Genomic DNA, 13,975 nt, shown 5'->3' with positions numbered 1-13,975 from the left:
CTACTCCTTCTGTCTCTCTTCTTTTTCTAAAAGAACCACCACATGACACACAATCCGATCAAGAGCTGTATGCTCTGATGTCTTGGCCTTGAGACTCACCGCATCCACCGGTATATCAAGGACCTGGGCTATATTCTGCCGAATGCTCTCTCTATACGGAGAGAGTTTTGGGCTATCGAGGATGATTACCATATCGATATTGTGGATTTTGACACCCTCAAGTATCCTTTCCTTCACCTCACGAAGGAGATCAAGGCTTCTTATCCCCCTGTAGCGCTCATCCGTATCAGGAAAAAGCGTTCCCACATCGGTATGGGCAAAAGGTCCCACAAGCGCATCTATCAGGGCATGGACAAGCACATCTCCATCCGAATGAGCCACACAGCCCATGGGAGATTCAATACGCACTCCTCCTATCCACAGAGGAAGCCCTCGAGCCAAACGATGGAGATCATAGCCAAGCCCAACACGAAGCATCTATTTTTTCACCTCGGTAAACACAATCCGCCCGGCTGAGGTCTGGAGCACACTGGTGACCTTCACAAGAATGCGCCGTCCAATATAGGACTGACCGTTTGCCACCACCACCATCGTCCCATCGGGAAGGTACCCGACTCCCTGGTTATTTTCCTTGCCTTCTTTGAGCACATCAAGTTCAAACTCCTCTCCCGGCAAAAAGACCATTTTGAGTGCATTGGCAAGGTCATTGATGTTGAGGATACGTACATCATCTAACTTGGCGATCTTGTTGAGGTTATAATCATTGGTGACAATATTTGCACGAAGCTCCTTGGCAAGGGCAATGAGTTTCATATCCACACCACGAATCTCAGGAAAATCCTTGGAGATAATACGAAGATCAATAGTAGAATTCTCTTTGAGTTTATTGAGGATATCAAGCCCTCTCCTTGCCCGACTCCGCTTGATAGGATCCCTCGAATCAGCCAAAGCCTGAATCTCATTGAGCACAAACTTGGGGATAATCACCACACCAGAGATAAACCCTGTCTCTGCCACATCAGCAATACGCCCATCAATAATAACACTGGTATCAAGAATCTTGAGGTCCTGACCAGTTTTTTCTTCTGTCTCAATCCCAATTCCCCCAAAGGAAAACCTCTTCATCGTATAGGAAAAGAAAAACCCGAGATACATCAAAAGAGCCGAAAAATAGAACTGATATGCCTGTGGAAGGGTCAAAAGAACCATCTGGTTGATCACATTCCACACTAACTGCGCCACAAAGTAGCCCAAGATAAGTCCCCCAAAAGCCAACAAAATATTCCCCCGCTTTGAAGACCACCACCATTCAAGAAACCAGAGAAGTCCAATAGCAAGAGCCGCAAACACAAACGTCATCCACTGCTTGAACAAAAGAAAATGAATAACCGCTAAACCAACAAAAACTAAACTCGCCACCACTCGACGAAGGATATTCATACTTCGCCTGCTCCTTTCACGTGCCATAAAAAAACTCCTTTTGCTTTTTATTTATTCGCTTTATACTCCACTACCTTGATCCCCAACTCCTCAAGCTGCTTCGGAGTCACCTCCGAAGGAGAATCACACATGAGATCCGTCCCCTTCTGTGTTTTCGGGAAAGCAATCACATCACGAATATTGGAGAGTCCCTGGAATTCCATCACCATACGGTCAAGCCCAAAGGCAAGACCCCCATGGGGCGGAGCTCCAAACTCAAGCGCATCCAGAAGAAATCCAAACTTCTCCCTGGCCTCAGTCGGAGAAATCTTCAGAAGTTCAAAGATCTTTGCCTGGAGCTGCATATCATGGATACGGATGGACCCTCCACCAAGTTCAATACCATTGAGCACAAGGTCATACGCATCAGAACGGACCTTGAGAGGATCCGTGTCTAACAGGGACATATCCTCAAGCTTCGGTGCTGTAAAGGGATGATGTACCGAATCATAGCGATTCTCTTCCTCATTCCATTCAAAGAGAGGAAAATCCACCACCCAGAGAAACTTCAGTTCTCCCTTCTTGCGAAGCCCAAACCTCTCCCCAAGATGAAGACGCAGGTTAGCCATGCTATCATAAACCACCTTTTTCTTGATATCGCCCACAAAGAGAAGGGTGTAGTTTTCTTTTGCTCCTGTTACTTCTAAAAGCTTTTTCTGGATAGGTTCAGAAAAATATTTCACAATATTCGACTCGAGTTTTCCATCCTTGACCCTCATCCAGGCCATACCCTTGGCGCCATATTTACCCACAAAAGCAATGAGATCGTCAAGGTCTTTTCTGGAGAGCCTATCCCCATCGGGCACAGGAAGACACTTGATCATCCCTCCCTTTTCTGCCACACTTCTAAAGACACTGAATTCACTTTCCTTCACCACCTCTGTCACATCGACAAGTTCCATTCCAAAACGAATATCAGGGCGATCAATGCCGTATTTTTCCATAGCCTCCTGATACGTCATCTGAGGAAAGGGAAGACTCACCTTAATCCCATAATTTTCCTCAAGGACCTTTGCCACCATCTGCTCCATGAGGCTCATGATATCTTCCTGACGAACAAAGGACATCTCGATATCAATCTGGGTAAATTCTGGCTGGCGATCGGCCCTGAGGTCCTCATCACGAAAACATCGGGCAATCTGGTAGTATCTCTCAATTCCCCCTACCATGAGGAGCTGTTTGAAGATCTGAGGAGACTGCGGAAGGGCATAAAACTTCCCATGGGAGAGACGAGAAGGAACAAGAAAATCTCGAGCTCCCTCGGGAGTGGACTTATTGAGAATAGGGGTTTCAACCTCTAAAAAGCCATGCTCATCCAAAAACCGCCGAACCGTCTGGGTAATCTTATGTCGTTTGTAGAGGTTATCATACATAGCGGGGCGGCGAATATCAAGATAACGGTACTTCAGCCTCACCTCCTCACTCACATCCTCCTGATCCATCTGAAAAGGAGGGGTTTTCGAACGATTGAGAAAATCGATGCGATCTATCTTTACTTCGTAGGCCCCTGTTTTGAGCTTGGGGTTCACATTCTCGGGCGAGCGATTCTGAACTACCCCGCTCACAGAAATCACATCCTCATGACGGGCTTTCTTGGCCGTCTCGTGGGCCTCAGGGTTGGTCTGGGGATCAAAAACAAGCTGGACAATCCCACTCCTATCTCGAAGGTCAATAAACATGAGACCCCCATGGTCTCGATAGTTCTGTACCCATCCTGTGAGGGTCACGCGCTTGTTTACTAAAGCGGTCTCACAAATCTCTCCGCAAAAATGAGTGCGTTGCTGATCCTGACGAATCATAAAGCCTCCAGTACGTTCTCTTTTCTTTCCTTTTGAAGTATGTTATTGTAAAGCCAAAGGGAGTTTTTTGCAAGAGTTTGAAAGCCCTCACTTTCTTCACTTGACAAAAACGCTCTCTTCACCATACAATAAGAGCATGGAAAAGGATTTGATTCAGGTCCTCTGCGAGATTACCGATTCAGAGACAATGCACAAGTTTCTGTCTGAGATTCTCACCCCAGCTGAGAAAAAAGACCTCACCCTGCGCTGGGAACTTCTCAAGAGACTCGCCGAAGGAAAATCTCAGCGAACTGTTGCTTCCGAACTTCATATCAGTCTCTGCAAAATCACCCGTGGAGCCAAGATTCTCAAAGACCCCTCGTCTTTTTGCGCTCAGGCTCTCAAGAAAGGACGCTAACATGCAAAAACCTCCCTCTCTTCGCGAAGCGGCGGCTATCCTTGAACTTCCCGAAAACTTCTCCGTTGAAGAACTTCAACAGTCCTATAGATCGCTTCTCAAACGTTACCATCCCGACCACTGCCATGAACTTCCCGTTTTTTGTGAAGAAAAAACCCAACAAGTCATTATGGCTTATCGTTTGCTCTTTGATACTATCAAAAAATACCGCGTCTCCCTCTCTGAACTGGAGAACATCGTTCCCGGTGAATTCTGGATGAAAAGGTTTGCCTCTGATGGAGTATGGGGCAACCCCCACCCGCCCAAAAAATAAAAAAACTCTCTCCTGAAGACAACCTTTTTTTACCTGTATTTTCCCTGCCAAAGATCATGGTCTTTCATGTACATCTCAAGCAGGTGTATATTCTGAGACTTCTCTCTTGTCCAGAGAGGAGCCACAAGACGTTTCTCTTCACAATCGCCAAAGAGTCTGTGGACAACAATAGCCGGATCAAGCCGAGTGAGGGCTTCAGCCAACCACTGAATATACTCCTCCCGCTCTAAAAGGGAAATTCGTCCCTCCTGATACCATTTCGCAAGGAGGGTATTGGTCTCCACGTAGAGATGATGAAATTTGATAGCCTCACACCCCCATTCCTGGACATCTTCTACCGTCTTCAAAAACACCTCTTTTGTTTCACCGGGAAGCCCCCCAATCACATGCACAAGCCTATCCACGCCACATACTCTCAATCGAGAAAGAGCCTCACGCGAAGCCTCGACGGTATGCCCCCGATTGACAAGACGCAACGTGGCTTCACAGGTCGATTGTACGCCAAGTTCTACCGTCACCCAGATTTTTTTGGCCACAGAAGAGAGAACGTCAAGCACATCATTTCCCAAACAATCCGGCCTTGTTCCAATAAAAATCCCCACCACCCCAGGCACAAGCACCGAGTTATACAACTCCGCTAAATACTCAGGACTCCCATAGGTATTGGTATAAGCCTGAAAATAGGCAATATACCCCCCCTGAAATCCCCTCTTCTCCCAGAAATGGATCCGTGAAAGAAGCTGCTCTCGTGGAGAAACAAGGGGATTCACATAGGAAGCCCTTGCCCCATGTTCCCCACAATACACACAACCGCCATAGGAAAGGGTCCCATCCCTATTGGGACAGGTAAACCCTGCATCAAGGGCAATCCTTTTCACAGGAAAACCAAACCGCTTGAGAAGATATCCCTTAAGAGCATGATAAGGCCGACCATCCCACCTCATACCTTTTGCCCCACCAAAATCCCATCTTCCCACGAAAAAGCAAACACCCGATAATGAGACGAAGAAAGCATCGCCTCATAAAAATCCTCAAGGGCCTTTTCCGCCGGCAGGGGATTTTCTCTCTCCTGATGAAGATGCTTCCCCAAAAGATTATCCACCACCAGAAGCCCCCCACAAGAAAGACGGTCAGTAATCAAGGGCAAAAGTTGCGGATACATTCTCTTTTCCGCATCTAAAAAGACCATGTCAAACGTTTCCCCACAGTTTTTCAAAAACTCTTCAGCGTCCCCGTACACCACCTCAACCGGCTTCTGATAAAAAAGGGCAAGAGCCTCTCTATAGCGGTTTTTGTCCCGTTCTATGGTGATAATCCTTGTCCCTTCCGGGAGATAGCGAAGAAGCCAGAGTGTCGAATACCCGCTTCCTGTGCCAATTTCAAGAAGAGAACGGGGAGAAACAAGACTCACAAGCAAACTGAGAAATTGCCCGAACTGTGGACGAACCGCCGGAATCTTTTGTTCAAGGGCTTTTTCATAGAGAATCCTGTTCTCATCCGTATATCCTAAGCGAACATCAGAGAGAAGCCTTTTCTCATCCATGGCTATCTTCCGGCAGGAAGCAGGACAACCTTCGGTTTCTCGATGGTATTGGTTACCTTCAAACGAAAAACCAACCGATTTCCTTCACTATAGCCAGCAGCCAAGAGTTGCGCCACATTGGGAAGCCCCACCACATAGTCTTTGGAAACCGAAAGAGTTATCGAGGAATTCACCATTTTCTTGGCCAGGAAAACAAGCGTAGGAGCCGAAACCTGAATATCATAACTATCCAGACGAACGTCTTTGAAGGATACGGTTCCCTCTCGCATCTCTCCCGTTACCACAAACGTATCAAAACTCAGCCTTTCCAGAGGAAGATTATAAAGCACCTCACTTATCTGGTTCTGGAGCACAAGCCCACGAAACTCCGGCTTATCCACATTGAAAGAAAAACCCATATACCCTACCAAAAGGTTTGTGAGAGGCAGTTGATAGTCTATGGTACCTTTCAAGGTTCCATAGACAGTTTTCCCATCACGAAGCATCGTTTCATTGAGATCATGAAGCTTGATATCGGAAAGTCGAATACTCCCCCGAAGAAAATCCCCTGCTAAAACAGCATTCCCTGTCACACTACCACGCAAAAGTTGACAGGAAATATTCTCAAGCACCAACGCTTTGCCACGAGGGAGAAGATGCAACTGAAAATTCTCTATCTCAAGGTTCTCATAGAGAACCAGCGGGATATTTACCTCCACATCAAGAGGAAAAACATCAATCACATCAAGCCAGGATAGGGACGCCTTTTCTTGAACCTCCCCACTTCCTGTGGTATTCTTTGTCGAAGAAGGCCATTTTTGACGCAACGCATCCGAGAGATCAAACCTCTCCGCAGTCAAGGAAAGGGCCATCCCTTGCCGACCGATAGGCAAAGAACGAAGACAAAAGCTATTCTTCCCAAAACGAAGGGTAGCTTCTCCATTGAGGGATAATCCTGCAATATCAAATGCCCCTTCTATTTGAAGAGGTCCATAGCCAATATCCTTGAGCGTAAGTCTTCCATCCAGTTGAGAAAGATCCCCATTCTCATAACGAAAAACCACCTTCCCCTCAACTGCTCCACTACCTCCTTGAAGCCCATCCCCAACCCGGAGAACCAGATTTTCCACCACCCCATAGGCAAGCTTTTGTTTCGGATTATAAAAGAGATTGGAGATAGCCACTTCACTGGTATTATACCGAACTATCGTATCGGAAAGCAGAAAATTCTCCTTCTTGGTATCATAAAGAACCTGATAACGAGACGAGGTGATCTGATTGGATTGCCAGAGAAGAGAAAGAGACGTCCCCTTCACTAACCATTGATTTCCCTGAAGATACACTTCGCCGCCCACCCTTTTGACAAGAAAATCCTTGCCAGCCTGGAAAAATCTCCCCACCTCCATATCCTCTATTTGAAAACGGATAGTTTTTCCCTTGCCCTGAAAAGAAGCCTTCCCATACATGCTCACCAGAGTCCCATTGTAGGAAGCAGGGGAAGTAAAAGACCCTAAATTCCAGGTCACATTCACATTGAGCGGAATACTCTTGTACACAACCTGAGAATCTACAAAGACCATCTGCTGAATGACAAAGCCAAATCCCTCAGACGGTTTTTTCTGCGTCGATGAGGCCTGAAATCTTTTCACCACCCCCTCTATATCCTCGATGGTGGCATACAAACCCCGAATGGACAGCCTCGAAAATTTTAGTGTTCTCTGAATCAGTGCCCCAAGGTCGTAGTAGGCACTTATCTCTTTTGCCTCAAGGAGAACCTTTCCTCCGGTTTCCATAAGTTTGGGATTCTCAAGCTGAACCCCCTTGAGCCAATCAATCCTTGCGGAAGAAACCTCGACTCGAAGACGGTACTCTTTTGTTAGAGCTTCATTCACGAGGGCAAGTACCCTGTCTGCAGGCCACTGAAGATACAAATAAACAACCCCTCCCACTGCGGCTACCACTAAAAGCAGGAAGACCACACTCACAACCAGAAAAAATTTTTTCAAGAGTTCCCCCTTCACATGGGAAAATGAACGAGATTTTAGGCGTTATTCATGACGGATATAACGCTGAACATTGTACATGAACCAATCATTGTAGTGCTTTTCGATCCACTCACGGGTTGCCTGGCTCAGACCAATGTCATAGCCACGTTTCTCGGACTCGATCCATTTGTACACCTCTATCTCGTGGATGACATCCTTCACCTGCCGTTCAAGATCGAAATACCGTGTTGTCATAGTCATGACTCCACTCATCAACTCTCCTTCTCTCTTAGTATATTATACACTATTTAGAAAAAATGTCAAGTAAAAACTCTCAAAATCTCGCAACTCAATAGAAATGTCGTCATATTTATCTCAATAGAAATGTCGTCTTCTGGGAGAGGGTGGAGGAGATTTTGTGCCCTGTGGAGCTTATCTCGTAGTACTCCAGTTCCACATTCTCCTTGTAAATATGGACAGAACCATCTAACCATGTTTTGATGGTTACCCTGTCCCCCGGTTTCAAGGCTATACTTTTTTGTCTTGGAAGCTGAAAATACCTCGTCTTATGTTTCACCACATAGTCTCTTGATATCTTTCTCTTCACAGAAAAACATACCATATCCTTGAGGTTTTGCCCTTCCAGAAGGGGAACATGATGGTCTTCCTCTGAGAGAGGTTCTTTGTTGTATTTGGCATTGTGTCTGTCCCAGTACTCCTCTACCAGATACCTATTCGCTTCTTCTATCGTCTTTATTCCCTTATGCTTGAGAAGTTTAATAAGCCTGTCTTGATGAACTCCATTGGAGCGTTCAATTCGCCCTTTCGCTTGCGGTGAGTTGGCAAAAATGAGTTCAATTCCCAATTCTTTACACACTTTTCCAAATTCCGTAAGCGCTTCTTCCCCTTCAAACTCTTCTTCTATGGTTTTTTGTCGCCTGGTGTAATAAACACTTCTCCTGTCAGTATATATCGACTCTGGAATGCCATAGCGTGATATCCATCCATAAAGGCATTGCAGCGACAATTCCGTGGTTTCTCCTGTCGCAAATAGACCAAAGGTTTTGCCCGTCGCATCGTCTACCATGCTCGTAAGACAATATTTGTTTCCATCCCCAAACCAATCATGAATACTTCCATCCATCTGAATCATTTCCCCAAAAGAAGCCTTTCTCGGCCTTCGTAGACGGTGCTTCGGGGTCTTTTTCCGTCTTTCCCACAATCCCTCTTCACGAAGCCATCTATAGAGCGTCTGAGGGCATATTTTGGCCCCCGTTTCCCTTGCGATCTCTTCCGCTGCTAACACCGCACCCCACCCTTGATAGTTTTTCCTGTAAAGTTCAAGAGCTAATTCCCTGATTTCGTCCTTGTTGTTATTCCCACGGCGTCCTAAAAGCCCATGATTTAACCCTTCATCACCTTTTTCAAGGTATTTCTTGTAAATCCTCTGAACCTGTCTCACGCTTAAGCCAAGTTTCTCCGCACCCTTTCTCTGGGTGATTTTCTTCGTCCTGATCATTTCCATCACCTTCGCTCTTTCCATCGCCTTTTTCGTCATACGTATCACCTCTTTCATGGTAACCCCTTTCTTCGTGGTTACCCTTATTTTAAAAAGGCGACATTTCTATTGCGATAGAACACGTCATTTTAAATGAGTTTTAACAGTAAAAACTCTCAAAATTGTTCTTCATAAAGAAAAAAGAGAGAATCTCCCCCTAAAGGGAGAGACCTCTCTTTATATACCAGATTTCGTTTACTTTTTCCTCACGTGGAAAGTCACCCGCCGGTTCTCAGGATTGGTAGGATCATTGGGATACAAGGGTTCAGATTCTCCTACCCCATTCACCACCACACGGGAAAGATCCAGCCCCTGTTTGCGGAGAAGCCCATAGACATACTCAGCTCTCTGGCGAGAGATAACCACTGTAGGAACTCTCTCTCCCTTCTTGGCAGGGTCAGGAGGGGTAGCATGTCCTCTGATCTCAAGCACATATCCCTCGGGCATGGTCTCAAGGGTCTTCTTGATGAGAGGCAATGCCTTCTTCATCCAGTTAGAGACAGCCGAGGCCTGAAGAGTAGTAGAGCGATACCCAAATCCAAGCATAGGAATTGTACCAATCTCTTGATTGAGGCGAACCACTATCTGCTCGGGTGTTTCCACAGGGGCTTTGGGTTCTTCCTTCTTCTCTTCGACAACAACTGGTTTTTGCTCGGGTTGAGCCGTCACCGGGGTAGATTCTGGCTTGGCTGCAGGCTTACCACCACATCCTGCCACCCAGAAAATCGCAAGTATAGCCACCACCTTCAATATCCAACGCATTTTGCCTCTTCTTATGCACGTTTATACAGTATTATAACTATTTTCAACTCTCATTGTCAACTATATTTTCTGCCCCTCAGAAAGAGGGGCAGAAAAAACACCTATTGAAATCTCACAATTCGTGTAAAGGAATCAAGCTTGAGACTTGCCCCTCCCACAAGCGCCCCATCAATATGCTCCTGGGCCATAAGCGCATCAATATTTTCTGGTTTCACAGAGCCACCATACTGAATTCTGGTCTTCTCCGCCACTTCAGCATCATACAACTCTGCTAACACTTTGCGTACATAAGCATGAACCTGATTGGCATCCTCAGGAGTGGCAGTCTTGCCAGTTCCAATAGCCCAGACAGGTTCATAGGCGATGGTCACCTTGAGAGCCTCTTCTCTGGAAAGACCCTTGTAAGCCTCCACCACCTGACGTTTACAGACTGCTTCTGTCTGGCCTTTTTCCCTTTCCTCAAGAAGCTCCCCAATACAGAGAATTGGCAAAAGCCCATTCTCCAGCGCCGCCTTTACTTTTTTGTTAATCATCTCATCGGTTTCACCAAAGATATGACGTCTCTCAGAGTGTCCAAGAATTACATGCGTCACCCCTGCCTCCTTGAGCTGTACAGGAGAAACCTCACCGGTAAAGGCGCCTTCTTTCTCATAGTACATATTCTGAGCCGCCACCCAGATATTGGAACCCTTGAGTTCCTCCACCACTCCCGCAATATTGACAAAAGAAACCCCCACAAGAATATCCCTGTCCTTCACATCAGCAAGGGCATTTTTCAACTCACGGGCAAAGGCTTTCGCTTCAGTAGGGGTTTTGTACATCTTCCAGTTTCCAGCAATAAATGGTCTCCGCATCCTTTTCTCCTTGTCTTTATTTATCCATCAGGGCAGCCACGCCGGGAAGTACCTTGCCCTCTACGAGTTCCAGCGAAGCCCCACCACCAGTCGAAATATGAGACATCTTGTCAGCTACACCGGCTTTGTTCACCGCAGACACAGAATCTCCCCCACCAATCACCGTAATGCACCCGGGAAGCTCTGCCAAAGCCTCTGCAATCGCAATGGTTCCCTTGGCAAAATTGGGGAATTCAAACACCCCAAGAGGCCCATTCCAGAAAACCGTCTTTGCCCCTTTGAGAGCCTCTTTGAAAGCCTCAATACTCTTCGGTCCAATATCCATACCCATCCAGCCAGGTTCAATCTGTCCACGCTCCACTACCTTGTATGCCGCTTCAGGGGAAAACTCCTGGGTTACCACATTATCAAGGGGTAAAAGAATCTGCACACCCTTCTCCTGGGCCTTCTTGAGGATTTCCTTGGCTGTCTCTAGCATATCATCCTCAACAAGCGATGCCCCTACCTCCATTCCCTGACTCTTGAGGAAGGTATAGGCCATCCCGCCACCAATGATAAGACGATCCACCTTGTTCAGAAGACTCTCAAGCACCGCTATTTTCGAGGAGACTTTTGCTCCACCTACAATAGCCACAAAGGGTTTGGCTGGGTTTTTGACCACTTTTTCCTCAAGAAACTCAAGTTCCTTTTCCATCAGAAAACCGGCCACAGCAGGAAGAAACTTGGCCACATCGGTCGTAGAGGCATGAGCCCGGTGAGCGGTACCAAAGGCATCATTCACATACACATCCCCATAAGAAGCAAGCTCTTTTGCCATCTTTTCCCTTTCAGCCGCATCCTTTGAGGTTTCTTCAGGATGAAAACGGGTGTTTTCGAGCATGAGAATGCCACCCTCTGGAAGACTATCTACCATCGCCTTTACCTCAGGTCCCATACAGGAGGGAGCAAGCTTCACCTCCTTGCCAAGGAGTTTGGCAAGATGAGCGGCTACAGGAGCCATTTTATGCTTGCCTTCGATGTATTTCTTTTCATCAAAAGGCTTTCCTTCCTTCTCTGCTTTCTCTTTTGCTTTTTGCATATCCTTTTTGGGATCTCCTAAGTGAGACATGAGAACCAGACTCTTTGCCCCTTGTTTCAGAACATACTCAATCGTCGGAAGAGCCGCCCGGATACGGGTGTCATCCTGGATCACCCCATCCTTCATCGGTACATTAAAATCCACACGCATTACCACGCGCTTACCTTTGAGATCGATATCTCTCACGGTTTTCTTTGAGATAGCCATACTATCCTCCTTTCTTTGTTTCTCTTCAAAAAGTGGATTTTATTGTAGAGAGAAAAACGAAAAAAAACAAGTAGAAGCCACAACAAAGTGCGCGTGTGGTATATTATCTAAGAAAATTGGATAGCCCCTTCTCTTTTTTCATCTCAAGGAAAAGCCACATTAACTCCCGAGTGGAGCTTTTTGAGAAGAAGTGTCTCTTTCCCAGACCTTTTGAAAACCAAGCATTCGAAAGAGAAGAAGAGTCCCTAAAAAACCATACCACCAGCCCACCAAACGAGGAGAAAAAGAGAGAGAAAAACTCCCTCCGAGGGAAAAAAAGTGAATAAGCATTGCCACCATACCCCAGGCCTTCTCAAGAAAGACCAAAAACCAGGTGGAAACAGGGCCAAAGATCACCCATATCGCGGCCACAAAACATCCCCCAAGAACAAAGGGAAAAAGGGGAACAATCACCAGATTGGCAACAAAAGACAAAATCGTCATCTCTCCAAACGTCATGACCAGAAGAGGAAAGGTCATCACATTCGCCGATAGTGTCACCCCCGCAAGACCTCCAAAAGGCCAGAACTTTTGAAAAAGAAGAGAAAGTGGTTCGGCAAAAAGAAGAATACCCACAACCGCAAGAAAACTGAGCAAAAAGCTAGTTCCTAACCAGGAAAGAGGAAGAAAGACACAACATAGCCCGGCTACAAAAAACACCCAGTCTAACCAAAAAAGAGGCGTCCTCACATCCCAGAGAAGAACATACCCCCACAAGAAAAGCGTGGCCCTCACTAACGAGGCCGGCGCACCCACCACAAGGGTGTACAAAGACAGAAGCAAAGTAGAAAGAACCCACGCCCTTTTCTGAGAAAGAAAACATCCCAAAAGTCCCTGAAGAGCCCCCGCTATCAAAGCTAAATGAAGCCCGGAAATCGCCAGAAGATGAAAAAGCCCGCTCAATTGAAACTCCCGCTTTGTCCCATAATCCAAAAAAAGTCTGTTACCAAGCACAAGGGCAAAGACCAGAGATCGAAAAGACGAAGGGGATATATGCCTTTCTATCCTTTCCTGCCAGAAGAAAAATATCCGGCTGAAAGAGGCAAGGACATCCCGGCGTTTCACAAGGACAATCTCAGAAGGATAGAGAGAAGCCCCTGTCTTTGTGAGACGAATCTTTCCCCGAATGGCGACGGTATCACCCAAAAACCATGGCGTAGAAGAAAAAAAGACCAACTCTCCCGATCTATGCATATACACCCCATCAGGAGAAAGGACAGGATGAGACATAACAACAAGCGTCCGTTCTGTATATCCAGAGACATATTCCTCTCTCTGTGAGACTTTCCAGAAGCCAAAAGCAAGACCCGCCACCAAACACCCCCAGAGGACCCACCGACGAAAACCAAGCACCATCCCATACAAAAAGGCACACCCTACCCAATCCATCCAACTCCCATAGAGCCCAAAGAAAAAACCAACGACAAAAACAAGACTGGCAACCGCCATCTCAAAAACGGATTTCTGTGCTATTCTGGTTTATCTTGCGCACAGAGAATTGATCGTTGTACACCTTGGCCGCACTTCGTAGAATAGCAATAATATCTACCAGCGCCTTCTCATGAGCATAGACAAGAGAAAGCGAATGCGTTGATGTCTCCCGTACATCAATACGAGAGATGAGAGAATTGGGTAACACCTCACAAAGCATGTTATTGGTATTGATGATGTTAATAAGTAATTCTTTGGAACTATGACACTTCTGGAGATACGTTTGATAGAGAAGTGGCGAAAAATCAGTAAGCCAATAGGTCACAAAACCATTTTTGAAGTCTATCTCACTAATATCTAAAATCTCATGAATAATGGACAAAAAACGCTGAAGCCTATCCGTATTGATATGGTAGTCCTGATTGTTGAATTCCTGCACACCAATCCCAGCCGCTGTGGCCACATTTTTCCAGGCTGTCTCTCCATATTTGGAGAGAATCCAGCTTTTCAACGCTTTGAGAAGCAGGATTTTCATACAACCCCCTCACTTT

The 13,975-nt window shown here is 46.3% G+C and carries 15 protein-coding genes; 2 read left to right on the top strand and 13 right to left on the bottom strand.

Annotated features, from left to right (window positions below):
* Genes ispF through aspS form a run of 3 tightly spaced genes read right to left on the bottom strand, consistent with a single transcriptional unit; the run spans nt 1 to nt 3,278 of the window.
* Complete coding sequence (gene ispF / locus BREVNS_RS07760) at nt 1–477, bottom strand: 2-C-methyl-D-erythritol 2,4-cyclodiphosphate synthase (protein ID WP_483426448.1); 477 nt, start codon at nt 475–477, stop codon at nt 1–3.
* The gene (locus BREVNS_RS07755; RefSeq protein WP_483426447.1) at nt 478–1,467 is read right to left on the bottom strand and encodes a PIN/TRAM domain-containing protein; all 990 of its coding nucleotides are present in this window, start codon (nt 1,465–1,467) and stop codon (nt 478–480) included.
* 20 nt (nt 1,468–1,487) lie between these two features.
* Nucleotides 1,488–3,278 carry an aspartate--tRNA ligase gene (aspS, locus tag BREVNS_RS07750; protein WP_483426446.1) on the bottom strand — a complete coding sequence of 597 codons (1,791 nt, stop codon included), beginning with the start codon at nt 3,276–3,278 and terminating at the stop codon, nt 1,488–1,490.
* Nucleotides 3,279–3,414: 136 nt separating this feature from the next.
* On the opposite strand from aspS, the gene BREVNS_RS07745 reads away from it, so the two are divergent.
* The gene (locus BREVNS_RS07745; RefSeq protein WP_483426445.1) at nt 3,415–3,675 is read left to right on the top strand and encodes a Trp family transcriptional regulator; all 261 of its coding nucleotides are present in this window, start codon (nt 3,415–3,417) and stop codon (nt 3,673–3,675) included.
* Between the two features lies 1 nt (nt 3,676).
* Nucleotides 3,677–3,988 carry a J domain-containing protein gene (locus BREVNS_RS07740; RefSeq protein WP_483426444.1) on the top strand — a complete coding sequence of 104 codons (312 nt, stop codon included), beginning with the start codon at nt 3,677–3,679 and terminating at the stop codon, nt 3,986–3,988.
* A 29-nt stretch (nt 3,989–4,017) separates the two neighbouring features.
* Here the strand turns inward: BREVNS_RS07740 and mnmL are convergent, their stop codons facing one another.
* The 10 genes from mnmL to BREVNS_RS07690 form a co-directional block, all read right to left on the bottom strand.
* Nucleotides 4,018–4,932, bottom strand: coding sequence for a tRNA modification radical SAM protein MnmL/YtqA (mnmL, locus tag BREVNS_RS07735; RefSeq protein WP_483426443.1), 915 nt, complete (start codon nt 4,930–4,932; stop codon nt 4,018–4,020).
* Nucleotides 4,929–5,531 carry an O-methyltransferase gene (locus BREVNS_RS07730; RefSeq protein ID WP_483426442.1) on the bottom strand — a complete coding sequence of 201 codons (603 nt, stop codon included), beginning with the start codon at nt 5,529–5,531 and terminating at the stop codon, nt 4,929–4,931. The genes mnmL and BREVNS_RS07730 overlap by 4 nt, the downstream gene beginning before the upstream one ends.
* Before the next feature lie 2 nt (nt 5,532–5,533).
* A complete protein-coding gene (locus BREVNS_RS07725; protein WP_483426441.1) occupies nt 5,534–7,516 on the bottom strand; it encodes a hypothetical protein in 1,983 nt (660 codons plus the stop codon).
* Nucleotides 7,517–7,558: 42 nt separating this feature from the next.
* The gene (locus BREVNS_RS07720; RefSeq protein WP_483426440.1) at nt 7,559–7,768 is read right to left on the bottom strand and encodes a hypothetical protein; all 210 of its coding nucleotides are present in this window, start codon (nt 7,766–7,768) and stop codon (nt 7,559–7,561) included.
* Between the two features lie 97 nt (nt 7,769–7,865).
* The gene (locus tag BREVNS_RS07715) at nt 7,866–9,071 is read right to left on the bottom strand and encodes an ISNCY family transposase (protein WP_483426439.1); all 1,206 of its coding nucleotides are present in this window, start codon (nt 9,069–9,071) and stop codon (nt 7,866–7,868) included.
* Between the two features lie 177 nt (nt 9,072–9,248).
* Nucleotides 9,249–9,815: an OmpA family protein gene (locus tag BREVNS_RS07710; RefSeq protein WP_483426438.1), complete on the bottom strand. Its 567-nt coding sequence runs from the start codon at nt 9,813–9,815 to the stop codon at nt 9,249–9,251.
* Nucleotides 9,816–9,916: 101 nt separating this feature from the next.
* Entirely contained in the window at nt 9,917–10,669 is a 753-nt protein-coding gene (gene tpiA, locus BREVNS_RS07705) for a triose-phosphate isomerase (RefSeq protein WP_483426437.1), read from the bottom strand.
* 16 nt (nt 10,670–10,685) lie between these two features.
* A complete protein-coding gene (locus BREVNS_RS07700; protein ID WP_483426436.1) occupies nt 10,686–11,954 on the bottom strand; it encodes a phosphoglycerate kinase in 1,269 nt (422 codons plus the stop codon).
* Between the two features lie 159 nt (nt 11,955–12,113).
* Nucleotides 12,114–13,442 carry a ComEC/Rec2 family competence protein gene (locus tag BREVNS_RS07695; protein WP_483426435.1) on the bottom strand — a complete coding sequence of 443 codons (1,329 nt, stop codon included), beginning with the start codon at nt 13,440–13,442 and terminating at the stop codon, nt 12,114–12,116.
* 1 nt (nt 13,443) lies between these two features.
* Nucleotides 13,444–13,959: a heme NO-binding domain-containing protein gene (locus tag BREVNS_RS07690; protein WP_483426434.1), complete on the bottom strand. Its 516-nt coding sequence runs from the start codon at nt 13,957–13,959 to the stop codon at nt 13,444–13,446.
* Nucleotides 13,960–13,975: the final 16 nt, after the last annotated feature.

Origin of the sequence: Longinema margulisiae, assembly GCF_025266855.1 — a bacterium.
Lineage (GTDB): Bacteria > Spirochaetota > Brevinematia > Brevinematales > Thermospiraceae > Thermospira.
Note: the sequence above shows the minus strand (reverse complement) of the source record. Positions and strands in the feature narration are given on the sequence as shown.

Excerpts from the sequence above, each read along its gene's own strand:
- ispF (WP_483426448.1), bottom strand. The coding sequence starts at position 477 with ATGCTTCGTGTTGGGCTTGGCTATGATCTCCATCGTTTGGCTCGAGGG.
- BREVNS_RS07710 (WP_483426438.1), bottom strand. The coding sequence starts at position 9,815 with ATGCGTTGGATATTGAAGGTGGTGGCTATACTTGCGATTTTCTGGGTG.
- BREVNS_RS07695 (WP_483426435.1), bottom strand. The coding sequence starts at position 13,442 with ATGGCGGTTGCCAGTCTTGTTTTTGTCGTTGGTTTTTTCTTTGGGCTC.
- BREVNS_RS07740 (WP_483426444.1), top strand. The coding sequence starts at position 3,677 with ATGCAAAAACCTCCCTCTCTTCGCGAAGCGGCGGCTATCCTTGAACTT.
- BREVNS_RS07690 (WP_483426434.1), bottom strand. The coding sequence starts at position 13,959 with ATGAAAATCCTGCTTCTCAAAGCGTTGAAAAGCTGGATTCTCTCCAAA.
- aspS (WP_483426446.1), bottom strand. The coding sequence starts at position 3,278 with ATGATTCGTCAGGATCAGCAACGCACTCATTTTTGCGGAGAGATTTGT.
- BREVNS_RS07730 (WP_483426442.1), bottom strand. The coding sequence starts at position 5,531 with ATGGATGAGAAAAGGCTTCTCTCTGATGTTCGCTTAGGATATACGGAT.
- BREVNS_RS07745 (WP_483426445.1), top strand. The coding sequence starts at position 3,415 with ATGGAAAAGGATTTGATTCAGGTCCTCTGCGAGATTACCGATTCAGAG.
- BREVNS_RS07700 (WP_483426436.1), bottom strand. The coding sequence starts at position 11,954 with ATGGCTATCTCAAAGAAAACCGTGAGAGATATCGATCTCAAAGGTAAG.
- mnmL (WP_483426443.1), bottom strand. The coding sequence starts at position 4,932 with ATGAGGTGGGATGGTCGGCCTTATCATGCTCTTAAGGGATATCTTCTC.
- BREVNS_RS07715 (WP_483426439.1), bottom strand. The coding sequence starts at position 9,071 with ATGAAAGAGGTGATACGTATGACGAAAAAGGCGATGGAAAGAGCGAAG.
- tpiA (WP_483426437.1), bottom strand. The coding sequence starts at position 10,669 with ATGCGGAGACCATTTATTGCTGGAAACTGGAAGATGTACAAAACCCCT.
- BREVNS_RS07720 (WP_483426440.1), bottom strand. The coding sequence starts at position 7,768 with ATGAGTGGAGTCATGACTATGACAACACGGTATTTCGATCTTGAACGG.
- BREVNS_RS07755 (WP_483426447.1), bottom strand. The coding sequence starts at position 1,467 with ATGGCACGTGAAAGGAGCAGGCGAAGTATGAATATCCTTCGTCGAGTG.